At 35.9% G+C, this 18,044-nt stretch carries 15 protein-coding genes; 11 read left to right on the forward strand and 4 right to left on the reverse strand.

The features are described from left to right. Positions 1-21: 21 nt before the first annotated feature. The 3 genes from FLY87_RS00515 to FLY87_RS00525 all read right to left on the reverse strand — a co-directional run bounded on the left by FLY87_RS00515 (position 22) and on the right by FLY87_RS00525 (position 4,950). Positions 22-2,646 (reverse strand): CBS domain-containing protein, encoded by a 2,625-nt coding sequence (locus tag FLY87_RS00515; RefSeq protein ID WP_012546426.1) that lies wholly within the window; start codon positions 2,644-2,646, stop codon positions 22-24. Further along, on the reverse strand, positions 2,647-3,627 hold the full coding sequence (locus tag FLY87_RS00520) for a DUF128 domain-containing protein (protein WP_028842870.1): 981 nt from the start codon (positions 3,625-3,627) through the stop codon (positions 2,647-2,649). Positions 3,628-3,756: 129 nt separating this feature from the next. After that, positions 3,757-4,950: an IS110 family transposase gene (locus tag FLY87_RS00525; protein WP_141266069.1), complete on the reverse strand. Its 1,194-nt coding sequence runs from the start codon at positions 4,948-4,950 to the stop codon at positions 3,757-3,759. Positions 4,951-5,187: 237 nt separating this feature from the next. Between FLY87_RS00525 and FLY87_RS00535 the strand changes: the two genes are divergently transcribed. From FLY87_RS00535 to FLY87_RS00565, 7 genes are all read left to right on the forward strand, one after another. Then, positions 5,188-6,774 carry an L-lactate permease gene (locus tag FLY87_RS00535; protein WP_141266070.1) on the forward strand — a complete coding sequence of 529 codons (1,587 nt, stop codon included), beginning with the start codon at positions 5,188-5,190 and terminating at the stop codon, positions 6,772-6,774. A gap of 242 nt (positions 6,775-7,016) precedes the next feature. Continuing rightward, positions 7,017-8,393 carry a DNA repair protein RadA gene (gene radA / locus FLY87_RS00540; protein ID WP_141266071.1) on the forward strand — a complete coding sequence of 459 codons (1,377 nt, stop codon included), beginning with the start codon at positions 7,017-7,019 and terminating at the stop codon, positions 8,391-8,393. Beyond that, positions 8,365-8,997 (forward strand): hypothetical protein, encoded by a 633-nt coding sequence (locus FLY87_RS00545; protein ID WP_028842469.1) that lies wholly within the window; start codon positions 8,365-8,367, stop codon positions 8,995-8,997. The genes radA and FLY87_RS00545 overlap by 29 nt, the downstream gene beginning before the upstream one ends. Next, positions 8,990-9,781, forward strand: a complete 792-nt coding sequence (gene rsmA / locus FLY87_RS00550; RefSeq protein WP_141266072.1) for a 16S rRNA (adenine(1518)-N(6)/adenine(1519)-N(6))-dimethyltransferase RsmA — start codon at positions 8,990-8,992, stop codon at positions 9,779-9,781. The genes FLY87_RS00545 and rsmA overlap by 8 nt, the downstream gene beginning before the upstream one ends. Positions 9,782-9,917: 136 nt before the next feature. Continuing rightward, positions 9,918-10,289, forward strand: a complete 372-nt coding sequence (locus tag FLY87_RS00555) for a Spy/CpxP family protein refolding chaperone (protein ID WP_181405953.1) — start codon at positions 9,918-9,920, stop codon at positions 10,287-10,289. 47 nt (positions 10,290-10,336) lie between these two features. Further along, on the forward strand, positions 10,337-10,693 hold the full coding sequence (locus FLY87_RS00560; protein WP_012546564.1) for a Spy/CpxP family protein refolding chaperone: 357 nt from the start codon (positions 10,337-10,339) through the stop codon (positions 10,691-10,693). A 63-nt stretch (positions 10,694-10,756) separates the two neighbouring features. Beyond that, positions 10,757-11,146 carry a hypothetical protein gene (locus FLY87_RS00565; RefSeq protein WP_141266074.1) on the forward strand — a complete coding sequence of 130 codons (390 nt, stop codon included), beginning with the start codon at positions 10,757-10,759 and terminating at the stop codon, positions 11,144-11,146. On the opposite strand, the gene FLY87_RS00570 is transcribed toward FLY87_RS00565, so the two are convergent. Continuing rightward, positions 11,133-11,651 (reverse strand): chemotaxis protein CheW, encoded by a 519-nt coding sequence (locus tag FLY87_RS00570; protein ID WP_028842473.1) that lies wholly within the window; start codon positions 11,649-11,651, stop codon positions 11,133-11,135. The genes FLY87_RS00565 and FLY87_RS00570 overlap by 14 nt on opposite strands. 425 nt (positions 11,652-12,076) lie before the next feature. Between FLY87_RS00570 and FLY87_RS00575 the strand changes: the two genes are divergently transcribed. From FLY87_RS00575 to FLY87_RS00590, 4 genes are all read left to right on the forward strand, one after another. Next, positions 12,077-12,895 (forward strand): DUF169 domain-containing protein, encoded by an 819-nt coding sequence (locus FLY87_RS00575; protein WP_141266075.1) that lies wholly within the window; start codon positions 12,077-12,079, stop codon positions 12,893-12,895. Between the two features lie 16 nt (positions 12,896-12,911). Then, the gene (locus FLY87_RS00580; protein ID WP_141266076.1) at positions 12,912-13,520 is read left to right on the forward strand and encodes a TetR/AcrR family transcriptional regulator; all 609 of its coding nucleotides are present in this window, start codon (positions 12,912-12,914) and stop codon (positions 13,518-13,520) included. An 83-nt stretch (positions 13,521-13,603) separates the two neighbouring features. Further along, positions 13,604-14,749, forward strand: a complete 1,146-nt coding sequence (locus tag FLY87_RS00585; protein ID WP_141266077.1) for an efflux RND transporter periplasmic adaptor subunit — start codon at positions 13,604-13,606, stop codon at positions 14,747-14,749. Next, entirely contained in the window at positions 14,749-17,880 is a 3,132-nt protein-coding gene (locus tag FLY87_RS00590) for an efflux RND transporter permease subunit (RefSeq protein WP_141266078.1), read from the forward strand. The genes FLY87_RS00585 and FLY87_RS00590 overlap by 1 nt, the downstream gene beginning before the upstream one ends. Positions 17,881-18,044 lie beyond the last annotated feature (164 nt).

Here is an 18,044-nt window from a genome sequence, read left to right on the forward strand (position 1 = left end):
TTATAATATCATACAATTCTGTCAGCTTCCAATCTTTTTTGCAAACTCTATCTCTTCTTCCTTTGATAAAAGTCTTCCCTGAAGTTTTTCTCTTAGTATACTTTCTAAAATTTTTCTATAAACTGGTCCTGGTTGAATTCCAAGTTTTTTTAAATCTTCTCCTGTTATTAAAGGTTTTATGTCTTTAAGTTTTGTTAAATAATTGAAAATTGCTTTTTTTTGCCACTCCTTCGCATAAATCATCATCAAAATAATTGTTTCTATATTCAAAGGCTTTAAAAGATTATATATCTGCACATTAAACTCCTGAGAGTTCTCTGCAGTAAACAATTGCAAAGCTTTCTGAGCAGAACTAATATTTTCAATAAGTTCTCTCTTAATATTAACAGGTGCGCATATTCTATGAAGGAGTTCTTCTCTTTCAGATAAGTTAAGATTCCAAAGAATAACCATTAGATAAATAAATTCTTTCCTGTATTCTTCTTTTAAGAAAAGAAGTTCTATGCCTTGTATTGTTTCATAAGCCTTCGCAAGATCATTATAAATTGTTCTTTCTTCAATAGCTGGATGGATTAATTTAAGCAAACCATAATCTCCGAGTCTCTTTATTGAATGATGCGGTAAAGTTTCTTTTAATAATAAAATAAGCTCTTCATAAAGTCTTGGTCCTTTAAGCTTTTCAAAAATGTTCATTTTAACCGCAAGTTTTATAAGATTTTCAGTATGTTTTGATATTTTAAATCCTAATTTCTCTGAAAATCTTATAGCTCTTATAGCTCTGGTGGGATCTTCAACAAAACTCAAATTGTGAAGCACTCTTATTTTTTTATCTTTTATGTCTCTCTGCCCTCCAAAAAAATCTATGAGCAATCCAAAATCTTTTGTATTGAGTTTAACTGCGAGAGCATTTATTGTGAAATCTCTTCTGTATAAATCCTTTTTTATTGATGATGTTTCAACTTTTGGCAAAGCCGCTGGTGATTCATAGTATTCTGTTCTTGCAGTTGCAATGTCTATATAAAATCTTTTTATTTCACCATCTTTTTTTATTTCCTTTAAAATTTTTGCTGTAGCAAATCTTGGATGTGGAGTCACCTTGCCATCTATTTTTTTTGCAAGTTCATGCGCAAAAGCTATTCCATCTCCTTCAACTACAATATCTATATCTGGACTGGGTCTTCTCATAAGGAGATCTCTTACTGTTCCACCTACTAAATAAGCTCCAGATCCCATCTCTTCAGCAAGATTTCCAGCAATGCGCAGGATTTCATAAACTTCCTCAGATAAAAATTCTTTCATTAAATTCGCCACATTTCTTCTGGATTCTTCAGATTCTTCCTTAGGCTTTGAAATCTTAAATTTTCTTATAAGTTCTTCATATAAATTTCGTAATATATCAGTTCTTGTAATCACTCCAACTACTTTTTGTTCTTTTAAAATTGGAACAAATCTCTGATTGAGTTCAACCATATTTTTTTCTATTTCCCACAAAGGTGTATCCTCTTCCGCTGTATAAGCATCTGTTGTAGCAAAATCTACAACCTTTGAATTTTTAAGTCCATGAAATATAGCTTTTTCAACCACTCCTCTGGTTATTACTCCAATAAAACTTTCTCCTTTAAGCACAGGTATAGCATTTATCCCGTATTTTGTCATCATTTCTTCAACTTCTTTTATTGTTCTGTTCCATTGCACAGATATTACAGGAGTTGTCATCAAATCTCTGGCAATGCTCTGAGGTTTTATATATCCCTTTATAAATTTCAAAAGTTCCTCAATCAATAAAGTTACAGGCATCTCTTTCAAAGTAGCACTACCAGCAGCCCAATGTCCTCCACCGCCAAACTGACTCAGTATCAGACCAACATCAACCTGAGGGGTATTACTTCTTCCAATTATTAAGATTTTATCCTGCATCTCAATGATAAGAAAAAGAGCTTCTGTGTCAATAATATCCATTACTTTGTGTGCAATATGAGAAATATCCTGAGGCTCTTCCTGAACACCATATCCTATATTAATTCTTACTCCATTGATTAGATGCTCCTGTAAAGAGTTGAGTAATTCATTAAGTAAGAATATTTCTTCTCTTGAAAGTTCTTCTTTAAGAAATTGAGAAACAATATTTAAATTTGCTCCTCTTTTAAGTAAATATGCCACCGCTTCTACATCTCTTGATGTTGTAGACGGGAAAAGAAGGCAACCTGTCTCCTCATATATTCCAAGACATAAAAGTGTTGCCTCAAGAGGTGTTATTGATATATTTTTTTTCCGAAAAATCTCTGTAAAAAGTGATGCAAGCGCTCCGATTTGCTCTGTTATTTCAAAGTCTGCTTTTATATCATCCTCACCCCTTGGATGATGGTCATAAAGATGAACCTTTACTCCTTTTTTTAAAAACTGAGAGAGTTCTCCAATTCTCTGAATACTTCTTGTATCAACAACTATCAGAGTTTTAACTTTATCTGGCTCAATCTCTTTAATTTTTTTTATTTCAAAGGGATGGAAACTTTCAAAAAAAAGCTTTACTCTCCTTTCCATTGAACCGGGCAGTACAACAACTGCCTCTGGATAAAGTTTTTTAGCTGACATACAGGATGCGATAGCATCAAAGTCTGCATTAAGATGAGTAGTAATTATCTGCATCTATTTAAATTTTTCTAAAACTTCTTCAAAAACAACAAGTTCTCTACAATCATAAAGAACTGAAATAGCAGTTGTATATGTCTGAATATTATTCTCTTCAATTGCAGCAATTGGATTAAGTCCTCCAACAACTATAATACCTACTCTATCCATTCCTACAGGGATATCAAGTAGAGGCTGATTTGGTTCGCCAAACATCATTATTCCCTGAAAGCCTCTTTTTTGCATAATTGAGTAAATCTCTTTCACTTTATCAAGACATACAATCGGCACCTCTCTGAAACTTGCAAGGACTCGACCAAAACCATTTTTTATAGTTCCTAAAACATCTGTCATCTTACCTCTTATAAATATTTCAAGAGGGTCTAATGAAGTACCATCATAACTTATAAGTGCTCCGAATCTATATGGTTCACCTTCTCTTATTTCAAGTACCCCTCCAAATCTTGATATTATAGGAATGCCATGTTTTAATAAAATAGCATTTAAAGTTACACTACAAACAGTACCAATGCATACATGGTCCTCTGGCACAAGTATGTTTTCGCTGTCTTTCTCAAGAACAAGAATTCTATCACTCATAACATAAGGAGAAGTAAAAACATTCTCCATTGCTTTAAGAGCTTTTCTAAATTTATTTTTATGTATATATGTGATATTTAAAATAAGACGGCCTTTCATAGCATTTATATCAAAATCTGAAAGATAGCTTAAGGTCTCAATTTTATTTATTATAAAACCAACTTTTTCAACTGTACTTGCTGTTTCAAGTTCCTTTCTGCCTCTCTCAGTAATTCTTCTTCCTTCTTTTCCATAAACTTTTGTTAGTCCTCTTTCATCAAGAATTTTTAAATGATACCTTACTGTCCTTTCTGATAAATTTACCCCATACATTTTAAGTTTTTTGGCAATTTCCTTTGAACCAATAATTTTATTTTCTTTTGAAAGGATTTTTAAAATAGAAAGCAGTGTACGATTCATAATTCCTCCCTTTTATACTTATCTAAAATTATAACATGGGTTGATTTTTATTATAAAAAATTGTTTAAAATATCACGTTTTTTAATTTCTCAAAACTTTTCAGGAGTCAACTATGAAAAATGCACCTCCTTACATACATGGTGAAGGCAAATGAGAAACTTTAAAGGTAGTTTTCTTCTTAAGCATGGCATAGATTACTCTCAAAAGCTTATGAGCAACAGCAAGGATTGCTTTCTTGTAAGGAAGTCCCTGTTGCCTTCTACGGTTAAAGTACTCCCTGAAGTAACTGTTATACATCACTACAGAGACAGCCATAAGCCAGAGCACTCTTCTGAGATGTCTATTCCCTCTTTTAGAAAGTCTGCTACTACCTTTGAACTTTCCAGATTCATAAACCGTGGGGTCAACTCCACAGTAGGCAATCAGTTTCTTCGGAGAGCTAAATCTATTGATATTTTCAATTTCAGCAATAAAATGCATTGCAGTAGTGTCACCTATTCCTTTGATAGATTTAAGAATTTCAATATCCTGACAGAGGGCTGCTTCCTCACAGGAACGTTTAAGTTGCTCAGTAATTACCTCAAGCTGCTCTTCAAGGAAGAAAAGCTCTTTAATCTTACTCTGAAGAAGTATCTCTCTTACAGGGAAGAACTGAGCAATAGAGTCTTGAGCCCATTGTTTAATCTGTTGAGCAGTAACACTCAGTGCTCTACCCCTCTTAAAGCAAAGGAGTCTTTCTATATCAGAGGTTTTAGCAGCTTTAAGTGCCCATGCAGAAGGATATTTTTCAAGAAGCCTCAGGATGCCTTCAGTGTAGATATTTACTCTTCTTTCAAGCTCAGGGAAGAGGACAACCAGAGCTTTTTCGATATCATTTTTAAGCCTTGCAATCTGCTGAGAGAGTCTTTCTCTTTCACGAGCAAGCTCACGAAACTCATGAGACAGGAAGGACTTCTGAGGAAGGCTATGTTGAGCAGTATAAAGAGCAAAGGCAATTCTACGGGCATCGGAGCGGTCAGTCTTGGTTTTTCTGATTTCCATACTCTGAACACCTTTAACGATAAGAGGATTAAGAACGACACAGTTGAAGTTTTTTTGACTAAGGTAGACAAAAAGATTAACATAGTAGCAGCCAGAGGATTCTTTACCGATAAGAATAGACTCCTTAGGGAAAGCACTAAGTTTGCGGATGAAAGCTTTAAATCCGTGGGAGTCCATAGGGAATTTTTCTTCAAAGATGATTTCCTCTGGGGAGTGGATAGCACAGGCAGAGAAACTTTCTTTGGAGATATCAATACCGACAAAAACTTTAAAATTGCTCATATGGGCACCTCCAATTTAAGTAATAAAGCAGAGAAGGGCATCTGCCTACCAATCCTCCATGATGACGAGGGCTACAAAGCCCAACCAACTTATCATGATTTAGGCAGAGAGGCAACAAACTCCCGAAAGGACTTAAAAGTCCAGGTGAAATGGAGCTGTCCTTCTCTGCCAGCATCTTATCTGGGTAAAACCCATACATATAAAGTTTATAACAAAAATTATTCGTAGGAGGTTAAAATGGATTTCTTTTTATCGCTTTTCCCGATTCTTGTTGTTCTGATCGGTATGCTTGTTTTTTATCGTTCAGGCAGTTTTGTTTCTGTTATTGGATGGATTCTTGCTGTAATTGTAGCTGCTTACTACTTTAAAACTCCATGGAATGTTATAATGGGTGCCACACTAACAGGAATTGTTAAAGCATTTGGAATCTCTCTTGCTGTTGTTTTTACAATGTTTCTTATATTTTTAATGAGAGAAACAGGAGCATTAAAGAAAATTATTGAATACGTAAAAGGAATTGCCCGAAACAAAGAAGAGCAGACTCTTTTCATTGGTATGGGATTTGGTTCTTTAAGTACATCATTGGGTATGGTAACTCCTGCAATGTTTCCACCAATTTTTTTATTGCTAGGATTCTCTCCTATTGCAGCCATTGGTGTAAGCATACTCTGTTATGACCCTCTTACTTCATTTGCTCTTTTTACAATTCCTTTAACATTACCTTCAAAAGTTGCAATGGCATTTGGCATTAAACCTCCAGGAATAGAAAATTTAAATGAATTTATTTGGGATTATACTTTTAAAGTAACGGTTCTTTTACCTGTTATATCCATAATATTTGCTTTTTTAATGTTGAAAGTTGTTGGCGGGAAACAAGCTATAAAGAAAAACTGGAAAGCAGCATTGATTTCAGGGCTTGTGTTATCAGGTTCTGCTTTAGTAATTGCTGGTTTCAGAATTCTTCCTGTAGAGATAATAGGAATTATATCAGGATTAATCACCATGATTACAGTTTATTTTATTTATCGCAAGCATAATAATAGAGCAACAGATACCAATCTTCCTTTTAATAAAGAAATGTTCAAAGCTTGCCTACCATTTATTTTGCTAATAATAATATCTCTCATTGTGAATATCCCTTCTTTAAAAATGAATCTTGAAAACATTTTAGGTCAGACAGAAGTAATCAGAATCATAGCAGATAAAAAGGAAGACTTGAATATTCTCGGAAATGTATGGTTCTGGATAATGGTTGTTTCAATTATTTCAATATTTATATTGAAACCAACAGGCAAACAATTAGGCAATGTTTTCAAACTTTGGATAACAAGAATATGGGGACCTTTTCTTGCATACTCTCTTTTCTTTGCTGTAGCATTTATTATGGCATGGTCTGCAATGGAGGTGGTTAATGGAAAACTTGTTCCATCACAGTATTTTGCCCAATATAACATGGATAGAATAATAGGAATAACACTTGCAAATATTTTTGGTCCTGCCTATCCCTTTATAGCTCCGTTTTTGGGATTGTTTGGAGCCTTTGTTGGTGGAAGTGAGACAGCTTCAAATGTTCTTTTTGCAAAGATTCAATGGGAAGCAACTCTTTCAACAGTTGGAGCAAATGCTTTTATGTGGATTTATGCTGCTCATGCAGTAGGTGGAGGTATAGCATCCGCTATAACACCGTCCAAAATAACAAATGCTGCTGCAACAATAGGAGTAGGTGGAAAAGAAGAAGCGCAGTTTATCAAAGCAGTTTTAGTACCTGTCTTGCTCATGTGTGTTATTACAGGAGCTATGCTTATGGTAATTGTCTATTTATAACAAGTATAAAAGAGGCTCATTCATCTTAAAAAATAGATTGCTCACCTTTTTCAGAGCTTCAGAATAACAAACAGAGGTGGACAATTACTCACGGAATTCATTCTGAGCATTTAACCATGCTCAGAATGACCATTTATTTAAATGAAAATATTTATGACATATACTTTTAATTTCAAAGGAGAGAAAACTAAAAGGTTTTCCAAGTTTTGTAAAAAGTAAATAAAATAAATTATCATTAACTCATGAAGCCAAAATTAAAAAGAGTTTTTCAATGCCAAAGTTGCGGATATATTTCACCTAAATGGATAGGCAAATGCCCTGATTGCGGAGCATGGAACAGTTTTGTTGAAGAAGTTATAGAAGCTGAAAGCATAAGTAAGAAAGCAGAAACAGCGAGATTGAAAACTTTAGAAGATATTCAACCTGTTCCTATTAGTTCAATCAAAATCACTCTCTCAGACAGACTATCAACAGGCATTTCAGAACTTGACAGAGTTCTTGGAGGAGGAGTTGTAAGAGGTTCTCTTGTTTTAATTGGCGGGGATCCGGGAATTGGAAAATCCACACTACTGCTACAGGCAACTGATAATCTTGCGAAAAAATATGGCAGGGTTCTTTATGTCTCAGGAGAGGAATCTCTCACACAAATTAAATTAAGGGCTGAAAGACTTGGAGCTATTTCAGAAAATATTCTTCTTCTCAGTGAAACACTTGTGGAAAAAATTCTTGATTGGGCTTCAGAAGAAGAATTGAATGCTTTAGTAGTTGATTCAATTCAGACAGTTTATACAGAAGACGCTATGTCAGCACCGGGTTCAGTGAGTCAGATAAGGGAGTCTGCTACAAAATTCATAAATTTTGCTAAACAGAAAGGTATTCCTGTTTTTCTTATAGGACATGTAACAAAAGAAGGAGCAATTGCAGGTCCGAGAGTGCTTGAGCATCTTGTAGATACAGTTCTTTATTTTGAAGGGGACAGAGGATATGCATACAGAATTTTAAGAAGCGTAAAAAACAGATTCGGACCAACAAATGAAATAGGTGTATTTGAGATGACAGGAACAGGATTAATTGAGGTGGAAAATCCTTCACTAATTTTTCTTTCCGAGCATTCTCAAAACAGTGGTTCTGCTATCACAGCAACTATAGAAGGAACAAGAGCAATTCTTACAGAAATACAGGCACTTGTTGCTCCGTCAAACTTTGGTATGCCAAGAAGAAATTTTATTGGAGTTGATTATCAGAGAGTTAATCTACTTGTAGCTGTTTTAGAAAAAAGGGGCAGAATTAATCTCGCAGGAGCAGACATATTTGTAAATGTTGTCGGTGGACTTAAAATTACAGAACCGTCTTCTGATTTAGCTGTTATTTCAGCAATTGTTTCTTCTTTCAGAGATATTCCTTTACATGAAGGAATGGTTATTTTTGGTGAGGTTGGATTAAGTGGAGAGATTAGAGCAATCTCTCAGACAGAAATGAGACTAAAAGAAGCCTCACGAATAGGAATGAAACATGCCATAATACCTAAGAGTAATCTTGAAAGACTTAAAGAAAAATTCAATTTAAAAATAAAAGGTGTAGGGTCAATAAATGAACTTATTGAAATTATTGGCAGTTAGCCTGATTATCTTTCTATTTTGGGGCTGTGCTGAAAAAAAGCCTATTACAGTCAAGGAATTTTATGCTGAAAATATTGCAGATTTCATTAAAAAAATGCAGATTTATGATTCTCTTGAGGGAGTATTAAATCTTCAGTATGAAACAAAAAACAGTGTGTTAAATGGGGATGCCTCATTAAGGATTTCAAAGAATGAGCTTCTGCTAAGAGTTTACTATATGGGGTTTCCAGCAGGTGAGATTTATGAAGAAAATGGAGAAGTTTCATCAAATCTTCTGATTGAAAAAGACCGATTAAAGCAACTCGCAATTGGAATCAGAAAAGGCTTTATATGGTGGAATGGTAATTTTACAGTAAGTGAAGACTCTGAAAACTTTTTTTTAAAGGATGGAGAAAGAATTATTATTTTAAAAAAAGATGGCTTTATGCCTTTAAAACAAACCCTTACTGTTGATAATCAGACAATATTAATCATCTATAATGAATATAAAAAAATTCAAACTGAAGATGGCACTACACTTAATATGCCTTCAAGCATATCTGTTTATTACAAAAATAGAACTCTCAAAATAAAAATAGAGAAAATAAAGATCAAAAATGCATAAAACTATAAGCAAGAAAAAACCAAAACTTGGACAGCATTTTTTAAGAAATGCTGAGATTCTTGAAAAAATAGTAAAAGTTTCAGAAATCAATAGCAATGACAAAGTTGTTGAAATTGGAGCTGGAATGGGAGATTTAACAGAAATTCTATTAAAAAATGCTAAAGAAGTAATTGCAATAGAAATTGACCCTGTTCTTTATAAAATTCTTAAAGAGAGATTTTATGGAAAAGAGAATCTTGTGCTTATCAATGAGAATGCTTTAAAATTCCCATACGAAGAAATTGGACAATTTAAAGTTGTTGCTAACATCCCTTATTACATTACAAAACCTATAATTTTCAAACTTCTAAAACTAAAGAATCTAATATCTATGACTCTTACCATTCAGAAAGAAGTCGCAGAGAGATTGGCAGCAAAACCATCTACAAAAGCTTACTCTGCTTTAAGCATAATAGCTCAGTATTATACACAGGCTGAGATAAAGTTTTATATTCCTGCAAGTTTTTTTAATCCTCCTCCTGAGGTTGAATCTGCTGTAATAAAAATGGACAGAAGAGATAAATCACCTGTTGAAGTGATAGATGAAAAACTTTTTTTCAAAATTGTAAAATCAGCTTTTGGGCAAAGAAGAAAAATGATATCCAACTCTTTGAAATCAATTATTGATGAACCTAAGGAGTTTTTAATAAAAATTGGAATAAACCCAATAAAAAGACCCGAAGAACTTTCAATTGAGGATTTTGCTTTTATTTCCAATGAGCTTTGCAAAATTTGCAAAAAATAATGCAATTTTTGCAAAAATAAAGTCTTCTCTATACTAATAATTTTTAAAAAATCCTTTTAAATTCAAAGCATTTCAATTCTGGCATATAAATTGTTATTTAATAAATAAAAAAATTCATGAAAGGAGGTGAAGGATGATGAAAAAAACACTTACAATGATAATGGTGGTCGCATTTATAATTGCCCTGATAGGTGGAGCAGCTTACGCATGGAAAGGTGCTGGTTATGGTGGATATGGCTGTCCTGCTTATACGTCAGTTGATCCTCAAAAAGCTCAAAATTTTTATAATGATACTCTCCCTCTCAGACAGAAGCAGCTCCAATTAAGAGGAGAGTTGATGCAGCTTTATGCACAGCCAAATCCTGACTGGAATGCTATATCTCAGAAAAAACAGGAAATGGCAAAAGTTATGACAGAGTTTCAGAAGAAAGCACAGGAATACGGAATTGGATATGGACCAGGATTTGGTAGAATGCATGGATTTGGAAATTGTGGTAAATGTTGGTAAAATAAGAGGGGCTTTGCCCCTCTATTAAAAATTAAGGAGGCTTAAAGATGAAAAAGTTTTTAACAGTATTTACACTAATGGCTATATTAACAGTATTTGCAGTTGGTGTATCCTTTGCTCAGAAAGGAATGATGGGACCTCAGTATCCTCCTGGCATTGACTCTGCTAAAGCACAGCAATATTGCAAGGAAGTTCAACCACTTTATCAGAAAGACTTACAACTAAGAGGAGAGCTTTTAACCCTCTGGGCACAGCCAAATCCTGATTGGAATGCTATCAAGCAAAAAGAGCAAGAAAGAGCAAACTTAAGAGTTGAAATGCACAAAAAGGCTTATGAAATGGGTCTCCCATATGCACCCGGTGGTAAAAAAGGCTTAAATATCAGAAGAATCTGTGGATGGTAAAAATAAAGGGGGCATAAAGCCCCCTTTTAAAGGGCTAAAATGATGAGATGGAGTATATTCATAATGTTTTTCTTAATAACCATAGGAAAATTTGCAATGGCTCAGCAATTTGAGGAAAGCTATGATCTAAATACAGAAATAACTATTAAAGGTAAAATTGCTGAAGTTATTCAAAGACAGCATGGACCTATAGTAATAGGTATTTTAAAGCAAGATAAAATATATCATGTTTTGACAGCTCCAGGCTGGTATATTGCGCAGGAAAAAATAGAACTTAAACTTGGTGATGAAGTAGTAGTGCATGGTGCAAAGTTTTTTTCAAAAAATGGAGAACTTTTTCTCATCGCAAGGTCAATTCATAACATATCAAACGGGAAAATATATTCTTTCCGTGACGAATTTATGAAACCATGCTGGCGAGGCAAAGGAAATAGAAACTTTATCCCTCAATAGCCGCTTTTTCTGTAGCCTCAACCATTCCTTCAGTTTCTTCTCTTCCAATAAGTTTATCCATATCAAGCAATATGATAAGCCTGTCTTCAAGTTTTGCAATACCCCATATAAATTCTGAACTTACAGAATAAGTCATCGGAGGTGGTGGCTCAACTATATCAGTTGATATTCTTAAAACTTCAGAAACTGAGTCAACAATAAGTCCGATAGTTATACCCTGAATATCCATTATCATAATTCTCTGTTTTGAAGTTTCTTCTTCTTCAGGCAATCCAAATTTCTTTCTTAAGCTAATAACAGGAATAACTTTACCTCTAAGATTAATCACTCCTTCAACATAGTATGGAGCATTTGGAACTCTTGTTATTTCTTTCATTCTGTTTATTTCCTGAACTTTAAGGATGTCAACAGCATATTCTTCACCACCAAGAGTAAAGGTCACAAGTTGAAGAATTTTTATATCTCCGCCTGTTTTTTTCTCGCTTACTACTAATGCTGTATCCATAATGCCCTCCTTAAAATTTATAAAGCAATTTATAATGAAGTGTAACCTATTTTTTAATAAGAGTTCAATACTTTCTTGACATAATTAATTTTTTTCTGATAAACTGAACATCAGTTCACATGAACAGATGTTCAGTTGTAAATACAAAATGAAGAACTAAAATTTTTGAAATAAATGAGGATGTTCAATTACTAATGATCATTCCGAGCACCCTCAATGGGTGCGAGGAATCTGACCCTTAGGGTCACCCTGAGCGTAAGCAAAGGGTCTCCTCCTTAAATCGGAAAGAGGAGATTCCTCGTCGCTAACGCTCATCGGAATGACAGATGGAGGTAATTGAAAAATTTTAGGGCTTGTAATTTATTGAATTTCAATAGGTTACAAGTTTTTGAACAGTCTCAAAAATAAAAAAGGAGGGCTGAAATATGGAAAGCAAAATAGCAAAGGCTTTAAAAATGGAATTAAATCCTGTGGCAATCATATGGTCAGATAAAAGACCAGAAAATGCCTTGCAATTTAGAGAAGGTAAATGGGGCTGTGTTATGTGGTTGTTTGCAAATGCTGTAAAGGGTAAAGTAGCTGTTTTTGATAAAAACACATATGGTTGCTGGGGTGGTGCGGTTGGTCTTGGTTTCGGAAATAAATATTTAGATTTTTTGGGAGGCATAGATTGTTTTTATTATTTTTTATCCTCAGGTAACAAAGAATGGGAGATTGGGAAAAATGTAGCTGAACAAATTAAACCCCATGTAACTAAAGAATTCTATGAGGAGTTTCTTGAAGGAGAGAGATATTTAAAAACTCCTGAAAATGTTAAAAAATTTGTTGAACAGCTTCCAATAATGGAAGTTCCTGCAAGATATGTGATTTTCAAACCCTTAAAGGATGTAAATCTACAGGAAAAAGAACCTGTGGTTGTTGTATTTCCTGTTAATCCACTTCAGCTTTCAGCCCTTGTTGTTCTTTCCGGTTATGGAAGAGAAAGCTTTGAGAATGTAGTAGTTCCATGGGGTGCAGGCTGTCAAACAATAGGAATATACGCCTACAGAGAAGCAAAATCAGATTTCCAGAGAGCAGTTATTGGTCTTACAGACCTTTCAGCAAGAAAACATGTAAAAAAACAGCTTGGAGATAATCTTCTTACTTTTACTGTTCCTTTTAAAATGTTTCTTGAGATGGAAGAAAATGTTGAGGGAAGTTTTTTTGAAAGAAATGTATGGCAATATCTTATAAAAGAAATCTAAAAAATAATTTTTAAAATTGGAGGTAGTTAACATAAGCAGGCGTTCAGGATATGAATCAAAGAAGAGAATAATTGATGCAGCCATAAAGGTATTCTCCCAATATGGCTACAATGGTGCTACTATGAGAATGATTGCTAAAGAAGCAGGTATAAGCGTGGGAGGGGTTTATCTTTATTTCAGGAATAAAGAAGAACTTTCTCTTTTTCTGATTAAGGAGAAAATGAGAGAATTACACGATAGGATTTCTCCTATTCTTCAGGATACTGCCAACCCCGGGGAGGCATTGAAGGAATATATTAAAAAAGTCATTGAATTTGCAGGAGAAAATAGGGAACTTATATTGATGCACAGCAAAGAGCACGGATTTACTTTTGGGGTGGAGATTAAAAGAGAATTTTTTAAAACGGAAAAAATGCTGTTAAAAAAATTGATTAATGAAGGCATAAACTCAGGTGATTTTACTGAATGTAATTCAGAGGAGGTTGCAAAGTTAATTATGCATATTCTAAGAGGATATGTGCTTTCTGTTGTCGTTGACCCTGAAAATCTCATTGACCCCGATGAATGCGTAAAGATTATTTTCAATGGGTTACTGAAAGTAAAGAGAGATTCTTCGGGACATTGAGTCCCTCAGAATGACATGAGGAAAATGAAAAACTATGATTAGAATGACAGAAAAAGTTGAAGCTTAAATAAAGAGGTGTTAGAATGCGGATAAAGATAATGTTAGTTTTGTTTCCTATTTTGTTTGCCTTATTTCTTTTAGGATGTGAAAAGAAAAAGCCTATGCCTCAGATACCTGAAGTATCGGTTATTAAAATAGACCCAGAGGAGATTCTTCTTACTACAGAACTTCCCGGAAGAACGTCTCCCTACAAGATTGCTGAGATTAGGCCTCAGGTAAGCGGAATAATTCTTAAAAGATACTTTACTGAAGGAAGCAATGTTAAGGCTGGAGAAGTTCTCTATCAGATTGACCCTGCTCAGTACAAAGCAGCCTATGACAATGCTAAAGCAGCACTCTCCCGAGCAGAGGCAAATCTTCAATCAGTAAAGGCAAGATATGAGCGTTATCAGGAACTAATAAAGGTAAATGCCATAAGCAAGCAGGAGTTTGATGATGTTAAAGCTCAGTATGAGCAGACCCTTTCTGAGATTGAGGCATTGAAAGCACAGGTAAGGAATGCTCAGATTAATCTCGGATATACAAAGATAACTGCGCCCATATCAGGCAGGATCGGCAAATCAAATGTTACAGAAGGTGCTCTTGTCACTGCCTATCAGGCACAGGAACTCACGAGGATTCAGCAACTTGACCCAATTTACGTTGACATTCCTCAGTCAACAAAAGAACTAAGAGAGCTTGAGAAAAGGCTTGAGCAGGGAAGGCTTAAATATGCTGGCAAAGAGCAGAATAAAGTTAAGCTCATTCTTGAGGATGGAACAGCCTATCCTCTTGAAGGAACATTGCAGTTCAAGGATGTAACAGTTGATCCAACAACAGGCTCGGTTACTCTGAGGGCAATATTTCCAAATCCAAAGGGAGTTTTGTTGCCTGGAATGTTTGTAAGGGCAGTTATACGGGAAGGTATTAACAAAAAAGCTATTCTTGTTCCTCAGCAGGTTGTTTTCCGTGATACAAAGGGTAATCCATTTGTGTATATAGTTGACAAGGAAAACAAGGTTCAGATAAGACCAATTCAAGTTGACCGTGCAATAGGTGACAGATGGCTTGTCTCAGAGGGACTTGAGGTGGGTGAGCAGGTTGTTATTGAGGGTGTTCAGAGAATAATGCCTGGTGCTACTGTTAAACCTGTGCCTTATGCCGAACAAAAGAAGGAGCAGAGTAGATAATGCTATCTAAATTCTTTCTTGACAGACCAGTTTTTGCATGGGTTATTGCAATTGCCATAATGGGTGCTGGCTGCCTTGCCATTTACAATCTTCCCATTGCCCAGTATCCATCTTTAGCTCCTCCGTCAATTTATATTCAAGCAACCTATCCTGGTGCTTCTGCTGAAACTGTTGAAAACAGTGTCACCCAGATTATTGAAGAGAAAATGACAGGACTTGACAGACTCCTCTATATGTCTGCTGTGAGTGACTCTTCAGGTTCTTGCCGAATAGAGCTTACCTTTGAACCAGGCACAGACCCAGACCTTGCATGGGCAAAGGTTCAGAACAAGCTTCAACTTGCTATGCCAAGCCTGCCAGAGGCTGTTCAGAAGACAGGAATAAGTGTAGGGAAGGCAACAAGAAACTATCTTTTGATTGTCTCACTCATTTCAGAGGATGGAAGGCTTGATGCCTATGACCTGAGGGACTATCTCAAATCCAATGTAGAAAAAGTGCTTGCAAGGATAGAAGGGGTTGGAGAGGTTGAAACCTTTGGCTTTCCCTATGCAATGCGAATATGGATAGAGCCTCACAAACTTGTAAGCTATGGGCTCACAATTAGTGATGTAGTCTCAGCAATAAAAGCTTACAATGTGGAGGTCTCAGGTGGACAGCTCGGAGGTGCACCAGCAAAGGAAGGACAGAGACTTAATGCTCCCATAATAGTTCAGAGCATGCTCAAAGAGCCCGATGAGTTTGCAGCAATCCCTGTAAGAATTAATCCAGATGGTTCATCAGTAAAGATAAAGGACGTTGCAAGAGTTGAGCTCGGCACAGACTATTACGATATAGAGGCCTTTTACAATGGTAAACCTGCTGCTGCCTTAGCTGTAAGACCACTTCCAGGAGCAAATGCCCTTGATGTGGCTGATAAAGTAAAGAAAAAGATAGATGAGTTAAGCAGAAATTTTCCAGCAGGAGTAAAGGTTGTATATCCCTATGATACAACGCCTTTCACGAAGGTTGCTATAAATGAAGTTGTAAAAACACTCATAGAAGCGATAGTTCTTGTTTTTCTCATAATGTGGCTTTTCTTAGGAAGCCTGAGAGCCACTCTTATACCTACAATTACTGTTCCGGTAGTCCTTCTTGGCACTTTTGCTGTGCTGGGATTAGCGGGTTATTCAATAAATATGCTTACCATGTTTGCCATGGTGCTGGCAATTGGGCTTCTTGTTGATGACGCTATAGTTGTTGTAGAGAATGTGGAAAGAATAATGAGAGAAGAAAAGCTTCCTGTAAGAGAGGCTGTTATAAAATCAATGGATCAGATTACAAGTGCACTTATTGGAATAGGTGTGGTTCTCTCTGCTGTTTTTGCACCGATGGCATTTTTTAAGGGCTCAACAGGAATAATTTACAGGCAGTTTGCCATCACAATCATTTCAGCTATGTTGCTTTCTGTTTTTGTTGCACTCACTCTTGCACCAGTACTCTGTGTTACCTTTCTTAGACCTCACAGTGAAAAGCAGAGGGAAAGAAAAAATATTTTTTACTACTTTAACTTAGTTTATGAAAAATTTTATAGCTTCTTTTTCAAATCCCGCTTTGTCTATACAAAGGTAGTGGAAAACTCTTTCAGAAAAGTTCCTGTTTATATATTCGTCTATATAATTATCGTTGTAGTACTGGGGCTTATTTTAATGAAACTTCCCACTGCCTATCTTCCTGAAGAAGACCAGGGAATAATGCTTGCTCAGGTAATACTACCCTCAGGTTCTACTCTTGAGCAGACAGAAGAAGTTTTATCAGAGGTAAAGGACTATTTTCTTCAAAAAGAAAAGGATGCAGTGGATTCCATAATGACTGCAAGAGGAATAAGCTTTTCAGGCAGGGCTCAATCTGTAGGAATAGCATTTATAAAACTCAAAGACTGGCATTTAAGAGATAGTTCAGCTTTGAGGGTTAAGGCTCTTCAGGCAAGGGCAATGATGCATTTTTCACAGAATAAGAAAGCTATGATATTTGTTTTCCCTCCACCATCAATTATAGAGCTTGGTAATGCAACAGGTTTTGACCTTCAACTCATGGATATGGGTGGACTTGGGCATCAGAAACTTATGGAGGCAAGAAATCAGTTCCTGTATCTTGCCAATCAAGACAGAAGACTTAAAAATGTAAGACCCAATGGTATGGATGATATCCCTGAGTATAAGGTTGATATAGACTGGCAGAAGGCTGGAGCACTTGGCGTGCCTATTACTTCAATCAATAACACCATATCCGCAGCCTTTGGAAGTAGCTATGTTAACGATTTTATAAAAGGTGGTAGAGTAAAAAGGGTTTATGTTCAGGCAGACACTCCCTACAGGATGCTTCCAGAAGACATGAACCGCCTTTATGTGCGTAATAACGATGGGAAAATGGTTCCCTTTTCCTCCTTTGCCTCAGGCAGATGGATCTATGGCTCGCCAAGACTTGAGCGATACAACGGCTTTCCCTCTATGAATATATGGGGTGAGCCTGCTACAGGAACAAGTTCAGGAGAGGCTATGAAGGCAGTAGAAGAAATCGTCTCAAAGCTTCCAAAGGGTGTGGGTTATGCATGGACAGGTTCATCCTATCAGGAAAGACTTGCCACAGGACAGGCACCTATTCTCTATGCTTTCTCAGTTTTTGTCATATTTCTCTGTCTTGCAGCCCTTTATGAGTCATGGACAATTCCTATTACAAACTTAATACTGCTTCCTCTTGGTATATTTGGTTCTGCATTGGCAACATGGCTTATGGGACTTCATAATGATGTTTATTTCCAGATAGGATTTCTTGTAACAATGGGGCTTTCTTCAAAGAATGCCATTCTTATAATTCAGTTTGCAAGAGATAGAATCAAACAGGGAGAGGAGTTTCAGAGAGCAACAGTGGAGGCAGCAACAATAAGATACAGACCGGTAATCATGACATCCCTTGCACTTTTCTTTGGAATTCTTCCACTTGCCATAGCAAGAGGCGCAGGTTCAGGAGCGATGAATGCAATCGGAGTTGCTATTGAAGGCGGAGTTCTTGCAGGAACATTCATAAGCATAGTTTTTGTTCCTCTGTTCTTCGTGCTTATTTTGAAGTTTTTCAAAGTAAGGACAGTGAAATGAAAACAAAAAGGGTCATGAAACATTTTTTTCGTTATGAAGGCATTGACAGTTTTTTTGCTGTCATTCCGAGGGACTCGATGTCCCGAGGAATCTCTTACAAAGGAGGAGATTCCTCGCAGACCCTTCGCCTAAGGCTCAGCTCGGCTCGGAATGACAAAGGGAAC

The organism is Thermodesulfovibrio sp. Kuro-1 (assembly GCF_006538445.1).
Taxonomy (GTDB): domain Bacteria; phylum Nitrospirota; class Thermodesulfovibrionia; order Thermodesulfovibrionales; family Thermodesulfovibrionaceae; genus Thermodesulfovibrio; species Thermodesulfovibrio yellowstonii.